Annotated in this window: 19 protein-coding genes, 1 tRNA gene and 1 pseudogene; 17 read left to right on the top strand and 4 right to left on the bottom strand. The window is 71.2% G+C overall.

Going from position 1 to position 16987, the window contains the following annotated elements; translation table 11 throughout:
• Window positions 1–155: 155 nt before the first annotated feature.
• The 11 genes and pseudogenes from G7072_RS07910 to G7072_RS07865 all read left to right on the top strand — a co-directional run bounded on the left by G7072_RS07910 (window position 156) and on the right by G7072_RS07865 (window position 8599).
• Window positions 156–1775, top strand: a complete 1620-nt coding sequence (locus G7072_RS07910) for a helicase (protein ID WP_206063320.1) — start codon at window positions 156–158, stop codon at window positions 1773–1775.
• A gap of 139 nt (window positions 1776–1914) precedes the next feature.
• Window positions 1915–2913, top strand: a complete 999-nt coding sequence (dhaK, locus tag G7072_RS07905; RefSeq protein ID WP_166085185.1) for a dihydroxyacetone kinase subunit DhaK — start codon at window positions 1915–1917, stop codon at window positions 2911–2913.
• A 2-nt stretch (window positions 2914–2915) separates the two neighbouring features.
• Window positions 2916–3554, top strand: coding sequence for a dihydroxyacetone kinase subunit DhaL (gene dhaL / locus G7072_RS07900; protein WP_166085183.1), 639 nt, complete (start codon window positions 2916–2918; stop codon window positions 3552–3554).
• Window positions 3555–3582: 28 nt separating this feature from the next.
• A pseudogene (gene dhaM / locus G7072_RS20260) lies at window positions 3583–3975 on the top strand (dihydroxyacetone kinase phosphoryl donor subunit DhaM); the annotation flags it as partial.
• Window positions 3952–4329 (top strand): HPr family phosphocarrier protein, encoded by a 378-nt coding sequence (locus G7072_RS20255; RefSeq protein WP_346766227.1) that lies wholly within the window; start codon window positions 3952–3954, stop codon window positions 4327–4329. The pseudogene dhaM and the gene G7072_RS20255, both read left to right, overlap by 24 nt.
• Complete coding sequence (locus tag G7072_RS07890) at window positions 4326–4919, top strand: GNAT family N-acetyltransferase (RefSeq protein WP_166085179.1); 594 nt, start codon at window positions 4326–4328, stop codon at window positions 4917–4919. The genes G7072_RS20255 and G7072_RS07890 overlap by 4 nt, the downstream gene beginning before the upstream one ends.
• Before the next feature lie 40 nt (window positions 4920–4959).
• Window positions 4960–6132, top strand: coding sequence for a hydroxymethylglutaryl-CoA reductase (locus G7072_RS07885; RefSeq protein ID WP_166085177.1), 1173 nt, complete (start codon window positions 4960–4962; stop codon window positions 6130–6132).
• Window positions 6133–6269: 137 nt separating this feature from the next.
• A complete protein-coding gene (locus tag G7072_RS07880; RefSeq protein WP_166085175.1) occupies window positions 6270–7022 on the top strand; it encodes a hypothetical protein in 753 nt (250 codons plus the stop codon).
• An 82-nt stretch (window positions 7023–7104) separates the two neighbouring features.
• A complete protein-coding gene (locus tag G7072_RS07875; RefSeq protein ID WP_166085173.1) occupies window positions 7105–7614 on the top strand; it encodes a metallophosphoesterase in 510 nt (169 codons plus the stop codon).
• A gap of 93 nt (window positions 7615–7707) precedes the next feature.
• Window positions 7708–7781: transfer RNA gene (locus G7072_RS07870), tRNA-Gly, on the top strand.
• 251 nt (window positions 7782–8032) lie between these two features.
• Window positions 8033–8599, top strand: a complete 567-nt coding sequence (locus G7072_RS07865) for a hypothetical protein (RefSeq protein ID WP_166085171.1) — start codon at window positions 8033–8035, stop codon at window positions 8597–8599.
• A 79-nt stretch (window positions 8600–8678) separates the two neighbouring features.
• Here G7072_RS07865 and G7072_RS07860 read toward each other — a convergent pair whose 3' ends face one another.
• Window positions 8679–9590, bottom strand: coding sequence for a glutaminase (locus tag G7072_RS07860; RefSeq protein ID WP_166085168.1), 912 nt, complete (start codon window positions 9588–9590; stop codon window positions 8679–8681).
• Between the two features lie 170 nt (window positions 9591–9760).
• Here G7072_RS07860 and G7072_RS07855 point away from each other — a divergent pair, with 170 nt between their 5' ends.
• From G7072_RS07855 to G7072_RS07840, 4 genes are all read left to right on the top strand, one after another.
• On the top strand, window positions 9761–11908 hold the full coding sequence (locus G7072_RS07855; protein WP_166085166.1) for an MMPL family transporter: 2148 nt from the start codon (window positions 9761–9763) through the stop codon (window positions 11906–11908).
• Between the two features lie 65 nt (window positions 11909–11973).
• Window positions 11974–12945, top strand: a complete 972-nt coding sequence (locus tag G7072_RS07850; protein ID WP_166085164.1) for a YihY/virulence factor BrkB family protein — start codon at window positions 11974–11976, stop codon at window positions 12943–12945.
• 88 nt (window positions 12946–13033) lie between these two features.
• Window positions 13034–13699, top strand: coding sequence for an AIM24 family protein (locus G7072_RS07845; protein ID WP_166085161.1), 666 nt, complete (start codon window positions 13034–13036; stop codon window positions 13697–13699).
• Between the two features lie 43 nt (window positions 13700–13742).
• Window positions 13743–14747, top strand: a complete 1005-nt coding sequence (locus G7072_RS07840; protein WP_166085159.1) for a serine hydrolase domain-containing protein — start codon at window positions 13743–13745, stop codon at window positions 14745–14747.
• Window positions 14748–14763: 16 nt separating this feature from the next.
• On the opposite strand, the gene G7072_RS07835 is transcribed toward G7072_RS07840, so the two are convergent.
• On the bottom strand, window positions 14764–15126 hold the full coding sequence (locus tag G7072_RS07835) for a YciI family protein (protein ID WP_166085157.1): 363 nt from the start codon (window positions 15124–15126) through the stop codon (window positions 14764–14766).
• A 149-nt stretch (window positions 15127–15275) separates the two neighbouring features.
• Between G7072_RS07835 and G7072_RS07830 the strand changes: the two genes are divergently transcribed.
• Complete coding sequence (locus G7072_RS07830) at window positions 15276–15650, top strand: hypothetical protein (protein WP_166085155.1); 375 nt, start codon at window positions 15276–15278, stop codon at window positions 15648–15650.
• A gap of 6 nt (window positions 15651–15656) precedes the next feature.
• On the opposite strand, the gene G7072_RS07825 is transcribed toward G7072_RS07830, so the two are convergent.
• The gene (locus tag G7072_RS07825) at window positions 15657–15986 is read right to left on the bottom strand and encodes a TraR/DksA C4-type zinc finger protein (RefSeq protein ID WP_240917202.1); all 330 of its coding nucleotides are present in this window, start codon (window positions 15984–15986) and stop codon (window positions 15657–15659) included.
• A gap of 114 nt (window positions 15987–16100) precedes the next feature.
• On the opposite strand from G7072_RS07825, the gene G7072_RS07820 reads away from it, so the two are divergent.
• Window positions 16101–16586 carry an SRPBCC domain-containing protein gene (locus tag G7072_RS07820; RefSeq protein ID WP_166085153.1) on the top strand — a complete coding sequence of 162 codons (486 nt, stop codon included), beginning with the start codon at window positions 16101–16103 and terminating at the stop codon, window positions 16584–16586.
• Window positions 16587–16592: 6 nt separating this feature from the next.
• Here the strand turns inward: G7072_RS07820 and G7072_RS07815 are convergent, their stop codons facing one another.
• Window positions 16593–16796 carry a hypothetical protein gene (locus G7072_RS07815; protein ID WP_166085151.1) on the bottom strand — a complete coding sequence of 68 codons (204 nt, stop codon included), beginning with the start codon at window positions 16794–16796 and terminating at the stop codon, window positions 16593–16595.
• Window positions 16797–16987 lie beyond the last annotated feature (191 nt).

The following is a 16987-nucleotide window of genomic DNA, read 5'->3' as shown; positions in this document are numbered from 1 at the left end:
GGGCGAGGCAACCCGCCACCAGCGCGAGACCTCGATAGCGTCCGAGCGTGGCCAGTCCTCGACGATCCAGCAACCGTCGACGCAGCGCGCCACGTCGGAGCGGCACGCGACAGCCACGGCCGCTGCCGGTCGCCGGTCCGGGCGAGCGGCTGTGGGTGCTCGACGTTCCCTACGGCACCCAGGTCGACGGCGCCGCCTGGCACCCGGCCGTCAAGACCCACCTCTACGTCGGGCGATCCCTGCCGGCGCACCTGGCGCCGTACTCCCCCGGGCCCTACACGCTCGGCCGCTTCATCGAGAACACCCTCAACCCCGACGACCGGACGCCCGACCCCGAGGGGACCGACGCACTCGAGCCGCGCCAGCTCCAGTACGAGGCTGCCGACGCGATCGCCGCGTGTGCCGAGGCCGGCGGACGGCTGTTCCTGCTCGCCGACGAGCCGGGCGTCGGCAAGACCATCTCCGCGGTGCTGGGAGCGAGCGCGGTCGGCGACCTCCGCGGCGCACAGCGCGTGCTCGTCGTCGCCGACCGGCCCGCCGCCATCACCATCGGCCACTGGTGCCGCACCATCGCCGCGCTCGGCAGCGACGGCCTCGAGTGGGTCGTCATCACGTGGGACCGGCTCGAGAAGGTCACCGACCACACGTGGGACGTGATCATCGCCGACGAGGCGCACGCACTACGGCGTACGACGACCAAGCGCTGGAAGCTCTGGGCGCGGATCTCCGGCCACGGACGACCGCACGACAAGGCGCCTTTCGTCATCGCCACCACCGCCACGCCCGGACACACCCCGCTCGAGCTGCCCTACCTCGCCCCGGCCTACGCCCAGACGCTCGGCGAGCCCATCAAGGAGTGGACCTCGGCGACGAAGCCGGCGGAGGTGTTCGCCGACTCGCTCGAGCGCCACGGCGTCGGGGTCGAGCGCGGACGCTACGGCGCGACGTGGACCACCGACCCGGCGCGACGCGCGGCTGACCTCAAGCTCGTGAGGGGCTGGCTCGACGAGGAGCGGCCACCGGCGATGCTGCACCGCGCCGCACCGTGGGGGCCAGTGCCGATCTCCGGCATGCCGGTGGCACTCACGCCGGCCGAGCGGACGGCGTACGAGGCGGAGTGGGGTGCGTTCTGCCGCGAGATGGACATCGCCCGGCGCGGGCGCAACGTCGCGAGGGGTCGGGCCGCGCTGCTGCGCTTCCGGCAGAAGGCCGGGCTCATCCGCGTCGACTCGACCGTCGCGTGGATCGCCCAGCAGGTCGAGGCGGAGCGGCAGGTGGCCTGCTCGGTCGAGTTCGTCGCGACCGCCGCCGACCCGATCGCCGACCGGCTGCGCGACTCCGGGATCGAGGTCGCCACGATCTACGGTCGCGACCGCTTCGACCCCGAGGCCGAGCGGCTCCGCTTCCAGACCGGGCAGGCCAAGGTCTGCGTCTTCACCACCGTCGCCTCGATCAGCCTGCACGCCGGCGAGACGCTCGACGGCGGCCGGCAGGCGAGCACGGAGCCGCGGGTCGGTCTCTTCCACCAGGCCCGCTTCTCCGGCATCGCCGGCCGCCAGGTGACCGGCCGCACCCACCGCGACCACCAGGTCTCGCCGTGGCACATCGCCTACGCCGAGGGGACCGTCGAGGAGCAGGTCGGCCGAGTCATGGTCGAGCGGATCGCCGCCGCCTCTGACACCGTGGGCGGCGACACCTCCGGCCTCGTCGACCTCGGCGAGCTGCTCGGCGCCGACTGGCTGCCGGTCACGGCGCTGACCGAGGACAGCGCCTGAGGGTTGACTCCCCCGCTCCCCCGACACCGGTCGCACCGGCGGCGCCGATCACCCCTTGACGCGCCGAGCGCCCGCGGCGAAGACTCGGCGGGCCGGTGCGGCTCGCACCGCGCGCCGCCACGCTGAGGGAGCCCTGCCCGTGAAGAAGCTCATCAACGATCCTGCCAATGTCCTCGCCGAGTCGCTTCGCGGCGTCGCGGCGGCCCACCCCGAGCTGCGGGTGGACCACGGGAACCGGATCATCTACCGCTCCGCGGCCAAGGACAACGGGAAGGTGGCGCTGATCTCCGGCGGCGGGTCGGGACACGAGCCGCTGCACGGCGGGTTCGTCGGAACGGGCATGCTCGACGCCGCCTGCGCCGGCGAGGTGTTCACGTCCCCCACGCCCGACCAGATGGCCGAGGCGACGACCAGCGTCGACCGCGGCGCCGGCGTGCTGCACATCGTGAAGAACTACACCGGCGACGTCATGAACTTCGAGATGGCCGGCGAGCTCGCCGCGGCCGACGGCGGCGTCGACGTACGCACGGTCGTCACGCGCGACGACGTCGCCGTGGAGGACTCCACCTACACCGCCGGCCGCCGCGGCGTCGGCATCACCGTGCTGCTGGAGAAGATCGTCGGAGCGGCGGCCGAGGAGGGCCAGGACCTCGACGCCGTCGAGGCTCTCGCCAACCGGGTCAGCGACGGCGGCCGCTCGATGGGCATCGCGCTGAGCAGCTGCACCGTGCCGTCGGCGGGCAAGCCGACGTTCGACCTGCCCGACGACGAGATCGAGGTCGGCGTCGGCATCCACGGCGAGCCCGGACGCCGCCGCGAGCCGATGACCACTGCGTCCGAGATCGCCCGCCTGCTCGTCGACCCGGTGCTGGCCGACCACGACTTCACCGCAGGTCCCACGATCGTCCTGCTCAACGGCATGGGCGGCACCCCGCTCATCGAGCTCTACCTGACGTACAACGAGGTGGCGGCTCGGCTCCAGGCCGCCGGCGTCGAGGTGGGCCGCTGCCTGGTGGGCAACTACATCACCTCGCTCGAGATGGCCGGCGCCTCGCTCACCCTGCTGGCCGCCGACGAGGAGATGCTGCGCCTCTGGGACGCCCCGGTCAGCACCCCCGGCCTGCGGTGGGGGGTCTGAGCGTGACGTCGTCGCTGACCCAGGACCAGCTCGTCGCGTGGCTGGGCACGTTCCGTGACTCGGTCCGCGAGCACCGCGACTACCTGACCGAGCTGGACGCTGCGATCGGCGACGCCGACCACGGGTCGAACCTGAACCGCGGCATGGAGGCGGTGATGACGCTGGTCGAGGGCGACGGGGCGCCCGACACTCCGGCGAGCCTGCTCAAGGCGGTGGGGATGAAGCTGGTCGGCACGGTCGGCGGCGCCAGCGGCCCGCTCTACGGCACCTTCTTCCTCCGGGCCGCGGCCGCGGCCGGGGACGCCGAGACCCTCGACGCACCGGCCGTCCTGGCGATGGTCAAGGCCGGCGTCGAGGGCCTCACCGCCCGCGGCAAGGCCGAGCTGGGTGACAAGACGATGGTCGACGCGCTCGCCCCGGCGGTCGATGCTTTGGCCACGTCGGTCGAGGCCGGCGACGACCTCGCCGCCGGTCTCCGGGCAGCCGCCGAGGCTGCGGCACAGGGGCGCGAGGCCACCACGCCGATGGAGGCCCGCAAGGGTCGCGCGAGCTACCTCGGCGAGCGCAGCAAGGGCCACACCGACCCGGGCGCGGCGTCGGCCACGATGCTCCTCGAGGCGCTCGCGGACGCCGTCGCGTGACGGACCTGACGGAACTGACGGACCGGCCGTGATCGGCATCGTGGTCGTCTCCCACAGCCGTGCTCTGGCCGACGCGGTGGTGGAGCTGGCGACCCAGATGACGCCCGACGGCGGCCCGACCATCGCGGTCGCCGCCGGGGCCGACGGCGGGCTCGGCACCGACGCCACCGCGGTCGCGGAGGCGCTGGCGGAATCCGCAAGTCCTGATGGGGTGCTCGTGCTGATGGACCTCGGGTCGGCGGTCATGAGTGCCGAGCTGGCGATCGAGCTCGCCGGTCTCGACGAGACCGAGGTACGCCTGAGCCCCGCGCCGCTCGTCGAGGGCCTGGTCGCGGCCGTCGTACGCGCCGCCGGCGGCGCCGACCTCGCCACGGTCGCGCGCGAGGCCGAGGCCGCGCTGACACCCAAGCGCAGCGCTCTCGGTGAGCCCGAGCCCGAGCCCGACGAGCCGGGTCCGTCCGACCAGGGCGGCAGCGCGTCGCCGACGCACGCGTCGGTCACGCTCACGCTCATCAACCCCACCGGGCTGCACGCCCGGCCGGCGGCCCAGCTGGCCACCGCGCTCGGCCAGCTCGACGCAGAGGTCGTGGTCGCCGCGAATGGCCGCACGGCGGACGGAGCGAGCTCGCTGGAGCTGCTGACGCTCGGCACCGAGCAGGGGTCCGAGATCACGGTCTCGGCCTCCGGGCCCGACGCGCAGCGAGCGGTCGACACCGCTCGCACCCTGGTCGAGGACGGTTTCGGCGAGCTCGAGCAGGACCAGCCCGCGACATGACCGAGTTCACCTGGCGCGCGGCCAACGAGGCCACTACCGAGGACGTCGAGGCGGTCTTCGACTCCGGCGGCGCCCGGAAGTGCCGCTGCCAGGGCCTCAAGGTCCCCGGCTGGATCTGGCGCGACACCACCCAGGAGCAGCGCGACGCCGCGCTGATCGAGCAGACCGCCTGCGGCACCGCGGGGCCCACCTCCGGCCTCATCGGGTACGTCGACGGAGAGCCGGCCGGCTGGGTCGCCGTCGAGCCGCGGGAGAACTACCCCCGGATCTGGAGCCGCAAGAAGCCGTGGATGCGCCAGGACCCCGAGGCACCGGGCATCTGGTCGGTGACCTGCTTCGTCGTACGCCCCGGGTTTCGCAAGCAGGGGCTGATGTACGAGCTGGCCGCCGCCACCGTCGAGTACGGCGAGCAGGTGGGCGCCCGCGTCCTCGAGGGCTACCCCACGGAGCCGCCGCCGGGGAAGACCGTGATCTGGGACGAAGCGTCGGTCGGGCTGCTGCAGGCGTTCGTCGAGGCCGGCTACGAGGTCGTGGACTCACCGACCCTGCGGCGTCGCGTCGTGCGGCACCACCTGGGCGCGAATCCCTGATCGGCTCCGGGAAGTCGGCCGCGCTGACATTGTCGAGCCCATGACGGACCTGAAGATCCCGCGCGACCGCGAGGACGACTACGCCCCCGAACCCATCCAGGCCCGTCAGCAGCACATCCGCTCCCACACCGGGTCGGCGCTCGAGCACACCTCGTCGTACTCGCTGGACCCGGGCACGCTGGCCGGCAACGTCGAGAGCTTCTTCGGCGTCGCGCAGGTGCCGATGGGCGTCGCCGGCCCGCTGCTGGTCAACGGCGAGCACGCCCAGGGCGAGTTCCTCGTCCCCCTGGCCACCACCGAGGGCACCCTGGTCGCGTCGTACAACCGCGGGATGAAGCTGTGCCGCGAGGCCGGCGGCGTGACGACGACGATCCTCGACGACCGGATGCAGCGCGCGCCGGTGTTCAGCTTCGGCAGCGCCCGCGAGATGCGCGACTTCAAGGACTGGCTCGACGCGCACTTCGAGCAGGTCGCGGCGGCGGCCGAGGAGACGACGAGCAGCGGCAAGCTCGTCGACATCCAGACGTTCTCGGTGGCGAAGATGCTCTACACGCGCTTCAACTTCACCACCGGCGACGCGGCCGGGCAGAACATGACCGGCAAGGCGACGTTCGCGGCGTGCGCGTGGATCAAGCAGAACTACCCCGCCGAGCTGCACTTCCTGCTCGAGGGCCAGTTCGCCACCGACAAGAAGACCTCGGTCGTCAACATGCTGCACACGCGCGGCAAGCGCGTCGTCGCGGAGATCACGCTGCCGTCGGCGCTCGTCGAGAAGCACATGAACGTCTCGACCGAGAAGCTCTTCAACGCGCGGATGCGCGGCCAGCTCGGCTCGATGATGTCGGTGACGAACAACAACGGGCTGCACTCGGCGAACGGCATCACCGCGATGTTCATCGCCACCGGCCAGGACGTCGCGAACGTCGCCGAGAGCTCGGCGCTCTACGGCTTCTCCGAGCTGCTGCCGAACGGCGACTACTACGCCTCGGTCACCTTGCCGTCGCTCATCGTCGCGACGTACGGCGGAGGGACCGGGCTCGCCACGCAGCGTGAGTGTCTCGAGATGCTCGGGTGCTACGGCGCCGGCGGCGTCCGCAAGCTGACCGAGATCATCGCCGCCACCGTCATGGCCGGCGAGCTGTCGCTCGGGTCCGCAGTCGTTGCCGAGGAGTGGGTGCAGGCGCACGACGACCTCGGCCGCAACCGAGGTTGAATCGACATAGTCGCCGCGGCCCGCGTCGCGAGCCTTCACTTCTGTACCCTCCAACGTCAACGTGGCCTGTTACTTGCTGGGGCGCAGCAGCTCGACGCGCATGAAACGGATCTGAAAGCCAGCATCGAGGCTCGACGGTGCACGGGCACGCCGCGGTTAGGCATCCGGTCGTAGCCCTTCCGGGCCCAGGTGCGGGGCTAGACACCGTGTTGGGGTTCTGGTCATGCTGGAAGAAGACGGATACACCCCGGATTCTGAAACGGGTGGAGGTCATGGCCAGCAGCGACGAGACCCCCCTTGATGGGGAAGACAGTCACAACGCGTCGGGGACCGATGCTTCGAGCGAGTCAGCTGAGGCGATGGCCACCGACGTAGCGGCTCGCCTCGAGGTGAGCGGCCTCGAGGGGGAGCCTGATCGGGATGCTCCTGGCGTCATCGAGTTTCTCTCGACCCCTGGGCTCGCCGAGTGGGCTCAGTTGGCCAGTAGTGCTGGACTCGACTGGACGAAACTGCGGCACGAGATGAAGGGCGCCCGCCTCGTTGCCGATGCAACGAAGCAACAGACCTCGTATGAATTCGAACTCGAGCGGGAGAAGCTGAAGAACCTAGCGGCACAGGCGGAATCGGAGGTAGCGCGTACGAGGCAGGAGCATGCCGCAGAACTCGAGAGAATGCGCCTTGAGTTGAAGCTCAAGTATCAGAACGATCGAGTGCGGAGCACTGTGCTGCTCCTGGTGGTTCTTGCGTTGGTGTTGATGCCGATGATCGCGATGTTCAGTCCATCCTCGGAGATTGCTCCCGAGGACTTTGCCCAGTTCATTGCCCCCGTTGTAGGGATTGCAGGGACGGTCTTGGGCTACTGGTTCGGCAAGCAGGAGTCCTCGACGTAGAACCACGCGCCTGGTGAGCTGGATTCCGTTCGTTGCAGTCAGTGAGACCCGGCTGAGTTGACGGTGGCTGTTCACTGGTGCCATGGCGACTCGGCTCCTGGTGGTGGCGGACACCCACGTCCCCAAGCGCGCACGACAGCTGCCCGAGCAGGTGTGGGCCGAGGTCCAGGCCGCCGACGTGGTCATCCACGCCGGTGACTGGGTCGACGAGTCCCTCCTCGACGATTTCGAGTCGCGGGCCCGACGGCTCGTGGCCGTGTGGGGCAACAACGACCACGGGGCCTTCCGGGAGAGGCTTCCGGAGATCGCGAGGGTCGAGGTCGAGGGCGTGCGGTTGGGCGTGATCCACGAGACCGGCGACTCGAAGGGCCGCGAGCGTCGCTGCAGCGAGCAGTTCCCCGACCTCGACGTGCTGGTGTTCGGCCACAGCCACATCCCGTGGGACACGACCACGGCCACCGGGCTCCGGCTGCTCAACCCGGGCTCCCCCACCGACCGGCGACGGCAACCCCATTGCACCTACATGACGGCGGTCGCCGACTCCGGAGAGCTGCGTGAGGTCACGCTCCACACCGTGTCGAAGGACCGTTGACCCGCCGCTGATCACACGTCGGCGTACCCGCCGCTCCGGTGGCAGCGGGCGTGCGCCAGACTAGGCACCTGCCGCCTCTCTGAGGCCGGCGATGCGGACGTGGTGTAGTTGCAGCACACTTCTCTTCCAGAGAAGAGGTCGAGGTTCAAATCCTCGCGTCCGCTCCATCCTCCAGAGCAGGGTCGGCGCACGACGCGGCCGCAACCAGAGCCGACCACGGCTCCCGCGAGCACGTCTCGTGCTCCTACCATGGGGCATGCACCCAGGTGCTCGGAGTGCTCACCCGCGCGGCCGCCTCGCCGCTGTGACGGTCTGTGCCGCGGCGCTCGTGGTCGGTTGCGGCAGTGACGCAGACCCCGATCCACGCCCCAGCCCGGAGGTCGAGGTCGAGGCGGAGGGTCGGCCGAGCCTGAGCGGTGTGATTCCGGCCGACTTTCCGCTGCTGCGAGGACTGCCGACTGACGACGAGCAGACGTCGCCGGGCGGGCAGTGGGGCCGCCACGGGCCGACCCGCGAGTGGGACGCGGACCGGTTCCCGCTGGACCTCGTCACCTGCGACAACGCCGGTCTGCCCGACGGCCTGCCCGACGTCGCCGACACGCTCTACGCCGCCTGGTACGACGTCGCGTCGGCGCACGATCGCCAGCTGATGGTCTTCGCCAGTGCGGACGAGGCGAGGACATGGGCGGAATCAGTGTCGTCCGCGTTCTCGTGCGAGCGCGAGACCGAGGGCGACGTCACCGTCTTCTACGAGCCGTACTCCGAGCGGTCGAAGAGCGCCGACCTCGTCCAGGCCTGGGTGACACGCCACGAGCTGCAAGGACGACCGGGTCCCGCAGGGGTGGTGCACGTCGTCGTCAAGGAGCGGGCCGTGCTCCTCAGCAAGTTCTACGCCGGTGAGGGGTCGCAGGTGGACCGCGAGGAGTCGGCCAGGATGCAGGACAGGCAGTTCAACCGCATCGCTGCCGTCGTGAACGCCATGTGAGCACGCACGTTGCACGACAGCTCCACGTCACCCGCCAAGGGGCGCCGGGGTGGTCCGGCACCCGCTAGCGGGGCTCGCCTCAGAAGACCGTCCAGTCGGAGTACGTCGTGAACGCGTCGAGCGCGGCCAGGCCTGCCGCTGAGCTGCCCGAGGGGCCCAGCGCCGGGCTCCACACGCAGGCCACGCCGCGGTCGGGGATGACGGCCAGGATCCCGCCGCCGACGCCGCTCTTGGCCGGCAGCCCGACCCGGTAGGCGAACTCGCCGGCCGAGTCGTAGGTGCCGCAGGTCAGCATCACGGCGTTCACGCGCTTGGCCTGTCGGGCGCTGAGCATCTGCGTGCCGTCGGAGAGCACACCGTCGCGGGCCAGGAACAACCCGGCCAGCGCCAGCTCGCGGCACGTCATCGACACGGCGCACTGCGCGACGTACTGGTCGATGACCTCGGCCACCGGGTTCTCGAGGTTGTCGTAGCTGGCCAGCAGGTGCGCGAGCGCCGACGTCCGGTGCCCGGCCTCCAGCTCGGACTTCGCCACCACCGGGTCGCTGCCGACGTCGGCGCGACCGCTCTCGCGACGCATGAAGTCGACCAGCGCGCCACTCGCGTCGCCCGTCAGCGTCTGCAGGCGGTCGGTGACCACGAGCGCGCCGGCGTTGATGAACGGGTTGCGCGGACGCCCCGCCTCCTGGTCGAGCTGGAGCAGGGAGTTGAACGGGTTGCCCGACGGCTCGCGCGACACCCGCCGCCAGATGCTCTCGCCCTCGGCGGCGACCACCAGCGCGAGCGTGAAGACCTTGGTGATGCTCTGCACCGAGAAGGGAACGTCGGCGTCGCCGATCACGTGCACCTGGCCGTCGCAGGAGGCGATCGCCATCCCGAACTGGTGCGGGTCCACCGCCGCCAGGCTGGGGATGTACTCCGCGAGCCGTCCGCGACCCACCTCCGGCGCCGCTGCCTCCTGGGCGCGCAGCAGGGCGTCGGTGATGTCCACGTCGCCATCCTCGCGCAGTCGGGTACGTCGTCCCCGGGCGGGGCTCGGGCAGGGAGGCAGAACGGGACCGTCCTGAACCGTGACGAAAGGTGGAGCGGTCTAGATCGCCCCCTGCGTGTCAGGGAAAACCCTGATGCGTCCTGTCGGTGTGTGCTGCTCCACTGGAGACCATGAACCGTCAACTCGCGGGCGCGCTCACCGGGCGGGTCACCAAATGGGTCGTGCTCGTCATCTGGCTGCTGGTCGCGGCGGGCTCCGCCGGCTTCGCCTCCAAGCTGGCCGACGTCCAGAACAACGAGGCGTCCTCGTGGCTGCCGGAGTCGGCGGAGTCGACCCGCGCCTTCGAGCGGCTCGAGCCGTTCCAGGACCCCAACGCCATCCCCACCACCGTCGTCTACCACCGTGACGGCGGGCTGACCGACGACGACCTCGCCGCCATCGAGGACGACGCCGCGGAGTTCGCCGCCATGGAGGGCCTGGCCGAGGCCAAGGAGGGGCGCGCCCCGTCGGTGGTGAGCCCGGCCGCGGCCGAGAAGCTCAGCTTCCCCGCGGTCTCCGAGGACGGCTCGGTCGCCCAGACCAGCGTGACCTTCGACTTCGGCTCCGAGGGCTGGAACGCGATGCCCGACATCGCCGACGACCTGCGCGACATCGCCTCGCTCGACGGTGGCGACGTCTACATCGCCGGCGCCGGTGGTCAGGCCGCCGACTCGGCCGAGGCCTTCGGCGGCATCGACACCACCCTGCTCGCCGGCACCCTCAGCGTCGTGATCCTGATCCTGCTGTTCACCTACCGCAGCCCGATCCTGTGGATCCTGCCGATCTTCAGCGCCATCGTCGGCCTGTTCGTGTCCCAGGCGCTCATCTACTTCCTGGCGAAGTACGCCGACCTCACCGTCAACGGGCAGTCCTACGCCATCCTCACGATCCTCGTGATCGGGGCCGGCACCGACTACGCCCTGCTGCTCGTGGCGCGCTACCGCGAGGAGCTGCGCCGCCACGAGGACCGCCACGAGGCCATGGGCTTCGCCCTGCACCGGGCCGCCCCGGCCCTGCTCGCCAGTGCCGCGACCGTGGCGCTCGGCATGCTCTGCCTGCTCTTCGCGGAGATGAACTCCACCGCCGGCCTCGGCCCGGTCGCCGCTATCGGCATCGGCGTCACCTTCGTCGTGATGGTGACCCTGCTGCCGGCGCTGCTCGTCATCACGGGCCGGTGGATCTTCTGGCCGCGGCGGCCCGCCTTCCGCTCCGCCGAGCCGACGCAGACCGGCATCTGGGCCCGCGTCGGGCGCTGGATCGCGCCCCGGCCCCGCAAGGTCTGGGTGGTCACCTCCATCCTGCTGGCCATCGCCTGCCTCGGGCTGCTGCGCCTCGACACCAACGGGTTGTCGACCGAGGACTCCTACACCCAGGAGTTCCAGTCGGTCACCGGTCAGCAGGTGCTCGTCGACGCCGGACTGGTCGACCAGTCCAACACCGTGATGGTGGTGGCCAACGCCGGCACCGAGGACGCCGTCGCCGAGGCCATGACCGGCCTGGAGAACGTCGAGCCGCCCAAGCCCCCGGTGGCGTCCGGCGACGTCGCGTTCGTGGAGGCCGCCATCGGCTCCGACCCGGCCTCCCCGGAGGCTTTCGACACCGTGGAGCGGGTGCGTGACGCCGTGCACGACGTCGACGGCGCCGACGCCCTCGTGGGCGGCAACTCGGCGTTCTTCCTCGACACCCGAGACGCGGCCAACCGCGACAACCTCGTGATCATCCCGATCGTGCTGCTGCTGGTCTTCCTCATCCTGATGGCCCTGCTGCGCTCGGTGCTCGCGCCGTTGATCCTGATCGCCACCGTCGTGCTGTCGTTCGGGGCGGCGCTGGGGATCTCGGCGGTGCTCTTCGAGTACGTCTTCGGCTTCGCCGGCTCGGACCCCGGCTTCCCGCTGTTCGCCTTCGTGTTCCTGGTGGCCCTGGGCATCGACTACAACATCTTCCTCATGACCCGGGTGCGGGAGGAGACGATGCACTCCGGCACCCGCAAGGGAGCACTGGTCGCGCTCACCTCGACCGGTGGCGTCATCACGAGCGCCGGGCTGGTGCTGGCGGCGACGTTCCTCGTGCTGGGCACCATCCCGGTGGTGTTCCTGGCCCAGCTCGGTGTGGCCGTCGCCCTCGGCGTCATCCTCGACACGATGATCGTGCGGTCGGTGCTCGTCACCGCGATCAACATGGACCTGGGCGGCCGGATCTGGTGGCCCAGCAAGCTGGACACCGAGGACCACCAGCTGACTGCGGACGAGGTGGCCGCACCGCTGGAGACCGTGCACTGACGCGAGGGCTCGCCCGGACACCGCGACGGGCGGGCCGCACGCCCGCACCCGCATAGGGTGCGGCCATGACCACGGCCCGCACCGTCCCGGTGACCACCGAGATGGACGGCGACGAGCTCGACGCCGAGGACGCCTGGCACCTCGTCCGGCGCCACGGCCTGAGGTCGATCCTGGTCGGGTCGTTCGTGCGGTTCCGGTACGGCGACGGCTTCACCAACAGCCGGGCGCTGGCGCTGCAGACCTGCCTCGCCGTGGTGCCGTTCCTGCTGGCCGTCATGGGGCTCGCGGCCGACATCGACGACGAACGTCCCGCCCGGGTGGTCGCCGCCACCGTCAGCGCCGTCTCCCCCGCGGCCGGCGACGACGACGCCCTCGTCGGGGCCCTGGCGAGCGGACCGGGCGAGGCCGGCGAGGTCGCGCTGACCATCGGTCTGCTGGTGGCGATCGTGTCGATGACGACGGCCGTGGCGCAGGTCGAGCGCGGCAGCAACCGCATCTACGGCATCCGGCGCGACCGGCCCGCGCTGTGGAAGTACCTCCGCGCGGCCGTCTTCACCGCCCTGCTCGCGGTGCCGGTCGGGCTCGGGTTCCTGGTGCTGGTGGCCGGAGGGGCGTTCGGCGACGCGATGGTGACCGAGTACGGCTGGTCCGACGGCACCCACACGGCCTGGCAGTGGGGCCGCTGGCCGCTCGGCCTGCTGACGCTGACCGTCACCATCGCGGTCCTCTTCGACCACGCCCCGCGGCGCCGTCAGCCGGCGCTGTCGTGGCTGGCCCTCGGGTCGGCGGTCACCGTGGTGCTGAGCATGCTCGCGGCGGCCGGGCTGTCGGCGTACGTCAACGTCAGCGGCGCCTTCAGCACCACCTACGGACCGCTGGCCGGTGTGTTCGCGCTGCTCGTGTGGAGCCTGCTGTCGTCGATCTCGCTGTTCCTCGGGATCGCGATCTGCGCCCAGCTCGAGGCCGTGCGCGCCGGCGACGACGAGCCGACGTACGACGACCCGGGCCGGCCGCACCACCAGCAGGTGCACGACTGACGGCTCGCCGTCGGGCGAGCCCGTGGAACTGCGCGAGTCGGCGCCCTAGGCTCGCGCTACCGACGACACCCACGAACCAAGGAGCCTCATGCGCAGCGAGCTGTTCGGCGCGAACCTCGAGTCGACCACCAACGACCGCTTCACCCTGCAGAACCCGCGCATGCTGCGCGTGGCCCTCAACGGGGAGGTGATGGCCCGCCAGGGCGCGATGATCGCCTACCAGGGCCAGGTCGACTTCGCCTACCAGGGCTCCGGCGGCATGGGGAAGCTGCTCAAGAAGGCATTCACCGGTGAGGGCATGCCGCTGATGAAGGTGACCGGCCAGGGTGACGTGTTCTTCGCCCAGGACGCCGACGAGATCCACCTCGTCAACCTCGAGAACGACTCGCTCACCGTCAACGGCAGCAACGTCGTGGCCTTCGACTCCTCGCTCGCCTGGGACATCAAGCGCGTCGAGGGTGCCTCGATGCTGGCCGGCGGTGTCTTCAACACCACCTTCACCGGCACCGGCACGGTCGCGATTGCCGCCCACGGCTCGCCGGTGGTCCTCAACGTCGACGCCCCCACCTTCGCCGACGTCCAGGCGGCGGTCGCGTGGTCGACCTCGCTGCAGACGAGCATGCGACGCACGGCGGGCGCCGGTGCGCTCATCGGTCGCGGCTCCGGCGAGGCGTTCCAGCTGGTCTTCCAGGGCCAGGGCTTCGTCGTCGTGCAGGCCAGCGAGGGCAAGGTCGTCGCGCCGCACACGCACTGAACCACGTAGCGGCGGACCCCGGGTGATCGCTAGGTTCACTCGCATGCGGTCCCTGGAGCAGCAGATCGCCACCACAGCGCAGGACACCGGGTTCTCGGGCGTGGTGCAGGTCGACTGGCGCGGCAACACCGAGGTCGCCCTGGCCTACGGGTACGCCGATCGCGCCTTTGCGATCGGCACCAGGCTCGACACCCAGCTCGGCACGGCCAGCGCCACGAAGACGCTGACGGCCCTCACGACGCTGGCGCTGGTGGAGCAGGGCGTCCTCGCCCTGTCCACCACCGCCCGCTCGTTGCTCGGCGACGACCTGCCCGATGTTGCCGAGGACGTCACGGTGGAGCACCTGCTCGCCCACCGCTCGGGGATCGGCGACTACCTCGACGAGGACACCCTCGGCGCCGCGACGGACTACGTCATGACGGTGCCGGTCCACCAGCTCGTCACGGCCGAGGACTACCTGCGGGTCTTGGGCGGCCACCCGACGGTCTTCCCCGCCGGTGAGCGGTTCGCCTACAACAACGGCGGCTACGTCGTGCTGGCACTCCTGAGCGAGCGGGCGAGCGGCGTCGGCTACCACGAGCTCGTACGCCGCTGCGTGCTCGAGCCGGCCGGCATGGTGGACACGGCGTTCCTGCGCTCCGACGAGCTCCCGGGGCGAGCCGCACGCGGCTACCTGGACCGCGAGGGCCTGCGGACCAACGTGCTGCACCTGCCGGTCGTCGGGGTCGGTGACGGGGGTGCCTACACGACCACCGCCGACCTCCACCGGCTCTGGAAGGCGCTGCACGCCGGAGAGATCATCGCGCCCCCCTCGGTCGAGCTCATGCTGCGCCCGCACGGCGAGTGGCCCGAGGAGTCCCGCCGCTACGGGCTGGGGCTGCACCTGCACGAGACCGGCACGGCGGCCTGGCTCGAGGGAAGCGACGCCGGTGTCTCGATGACCAGCGTGCACGACCCCTCGCAGGAGCTGACCTGGACGGTCATCTCCAACTGGACCGACGGAGCCTGGCCGCTCGTCAACCTCCTGAACGAGCAGCTGCGTCTCTGAGGTCTCGCGCCCGGCCTCAGGCGATGCCGTCGAAGGGCCGCACCTCGACGGTGCCGCGGCACGCCTTCGATCCCTCGGCGGCCAGGCGCAGCGCCACGTCGAGGTCGGGGGCGTCGATGACCCAGAAGCCGCCGAGCACCTCCTTGGTCTCCAGGTAGGGGCCGTCGGTCATCACGACCGAGTCGCCCTGGCCGTCGACGACGGTCGCGGTCGACACCGGCTGCAGCCCGCCGGCGAACACCCAGTAGCCGTCCGCCTTCAGCTGCTCGTTGAAGGCGCCGGTCGCGGCGTGCGCCTCCTCCATCTCCTCGCGGGAGGCGTAGCCGCCGAACTCGTTCATCTCGGCCGGTCCGTGCACGGTCAGCAGGTAGTGGGTCATCTCGTGTCTCCTCGCTCCGGCGGTCCCGTCGACCGCCTCCTACCCTCACCACGGGCGACGGCGGGTCTCTGCGACACCCTGCCCCACAGACTTCTCGACGTACGCCGCTCAGCGCCGCCTCAGGCGTCCTCGGTAAATTCGACGGCACCATGGACGAGAACAAGGCACGCCGCGTCGTCGACGCCCTGCGAGCACGAGGCACCCAGGCCGACCTGGCCCGCGTCGGCGTCTACCAGTTCGGCATCGACATCCGCCTCCCCGACGGCCGGGTGGCGACCTGGGACTCCGACGGCACCGCCGAGCTCGAGGCGCAGGTGATGCGCAACGGCGTGCTCGTCGGGTTCGTGCCGGTGATCGAGGGCTCCGCGGACTACTCCGAGGAGCAGATCATCGACACCATCGTGCGCACCGACTACGACGCGCCCATCGCGACGCGCAAGGCGACCGCTCCCCCGCCGTCCGAGCCGCTGCCGATCCGCGGCGGGGTCTTCCGACGGTTCCGGGACGGCTTCCGCTACAAGTGAGCCCGCTCAGGCGCAGGTGACGCAGGTGCGCGCCATCGGTCGCGCCTCGAGCCGGGCCTCGGGGACCGGACGGCCGCAGCGCTCGCACACGCCGTACTCCCCGGCCTCCAGCCGGGCCAGCGCCGCCCCGACCTCGACCAGGTGCTGCTCGGTCTGACGCACGAGGGTGTCGACCTGCTGCCGCTCGAAGGCGATCGTCGAGCCCTCGGGGTCGTGCTCGTCGTCGGCGTTGCTGTCACGCGAGGCGTCGACCATGCCGGTGAAGTCGCGGCGCAGCGCCGCGAGCCGGCCCTCGGCGGCGGCCCGGTCGGCCTCGAGCCGTTCGCGTGCGTCCACCGCCTCATGCTGCCCGACGGGACCAGCGGTCACCGGGCCGGGACCAAAATCAGTGGCGACCGACGTATCACCGGGAGGACGCTCGACTCCTGACGGTCGAGGAGGTGGGGGACGATGCGATTCGTCGACGTGCGACAGGTGCCGGCACCGGTGGACCAGGTGTGGGCGGCCCTGCACGACACCTCCGTCCTGCGTCGGGTGATCCCGGGCTGCGAGCGGCTCAGCCCGCTGGGCCCCGGGTCGTACGCCGCCACGCTCTCGGCCCGGGTGGGTCGGCTCGCCGACACCTACCGTGGCGACTTCGAGATCGTCGACCTCCGACCCGGGGCGGCGCTGGTCGTCCGGGTCAACGCACGCGGCCGGTGCGGACGGCTCGAGCTCGACCTCGAGGTGCGACTGGACCGTGGACGCACGGTGTCCAGCACGATGCTGGCCTACGACGCCCACGCGCGCGTCGGTGGGCTCGTGGCTCGCCTGGGGACGGCGCCGCTCACGATCGCGGGCGGCCACCTGACCGGCTGCTTCTTCCGCGACCTCGACCGGACGGTGACGGCCGCGGGCGCCGGTCGGAGCGAGCAGCGGCTGCGGGCCTCGGCGTAGGGCCGGCTAGTCGATGCACTGCATCCAGACGCCGGCGCGCCAGCCGGAGTCGGGAGTCCGCCAGACGTCGACCTGCACCATGCGACGGCCCTTGCGGTCCAGCAGGTCCACGACGCGCACGACGTCCTCGTCGCTGTAGCCGAGGTCGTGGCCGCGCTCCTGGACCCGCACGGACGCCACGGGCCCGCGTCCGTCGTCGTAGGCGAGCATGCCTCGCTTGAGCGCGGGCCACGACTGACCGCGCGCGACGGGGTCGTAGACGCTCTCGCACTCGCCGTAATCGGAAGTTCCGCCCTCGCTCGTCGTGCCGGAGCACCCCGTACACAGCGCTGCGAGCGCCAGCAGCAGAGTCCCCCACCGCACCCGTCTGCGTCCCACGCCTTTGCCTCCTCGGTCGTGCC

Origin of the sequence: Nocardioides sp. HDW12B, from assembly GCF_011299595.1 — a bacterium.
Lineage (GTDB): Bacteria > Actinomycetota > Actinomycetes > Propionibacteriales > Nocardioidaceae > Marmoricola_A.
This window is presented reverse-complemented; position numbering and strand designations above follow the sequence as displayed.

What these genes read in the sequence shown, in the direction of transcription:
- G7072_RS07890 (WP_166085179.1), top strand. Translation starts at nt 4,326, where the DNA reads ATGACCGAGTTCACCTGGCGCGCGGCCAACGAGGCCACTACCGAGGAC.
- G7072_RS07885 (WP_166085177.1), top strand. Translation starts at nt 4,960, where the DNA reads ATGACGGACCTGAAGATCCCGCGCGACCGCGAGGACGACTACGCCCCC.
- G7072_RS07875 (WP_166085173.1), top strand. Translation starts at nt 7,105, where the DNA reads ATGGCGACTCGGCTCCTGGTGGTGGCGGACACCCACGTCCCCAAGCGC.
- G7072_RS07855 (WP_166085166.1), top strand. Translation starts at nt 9,761, where the DNA reads ATGAACCGTCAACTCGCGGGCGCGCTCACCGGGCGGGTCACCAAATGG.
- G7072_RS07850 (WP_166085164.1), top strand. Translation starts at nt 11,974, where the DNA reads ATGACCACGGCCCGCACCGTCCCGGTGACCACCGAGATGGACGGCGAC.
- G7072_RS07845 (WP_166085161.1), top strand. Translation starts at nt 13,034, where the DNA reads ATGCGCAGCGAGCTGTTCGGCGCGAACCTCGAGTCGACCACCAACGAC.
- G7072_RS07840 (WP_166085159.1), top strand. Translation starts at nt 13,743, where the DNA reads ATGCGGTCCCTGGAGCAGCAGATCGCCACCACAGCGCAGGACACCGGG.
- G7072_RS07835 (WP_166085157.1), bottom strand. Translation starts at nt 15,126, where the DNA reads ATGACCCACTACCTGCTGACCGTGCACGGACCGGCCGAGATGAACGAG.
- G7072_RS07830 (WP_166085155.1), top strand. Translation starts at nt 15,276, where the DNA reads ATGGACGAGAACAAGGCACGCCGCGTCGTCGACGCCCTGCGAGCACGA.
- G7072_RS07820 (WP_166085153.1), top strand. Translation starts at nt 16,101, where the DNA reads ATGCGATTCGTCGACGTGCGACAGGTGCCGGCACCGGTGGACCAGGTG.
- G7072_RS07815 (WP_166085151.1), bottom strand. Translation starts at nt 16,796, where the DNA reads ATGCTCGCCTACGACGACGGACGCGGGCCCGTGGCGTCCGTGCGGGTC.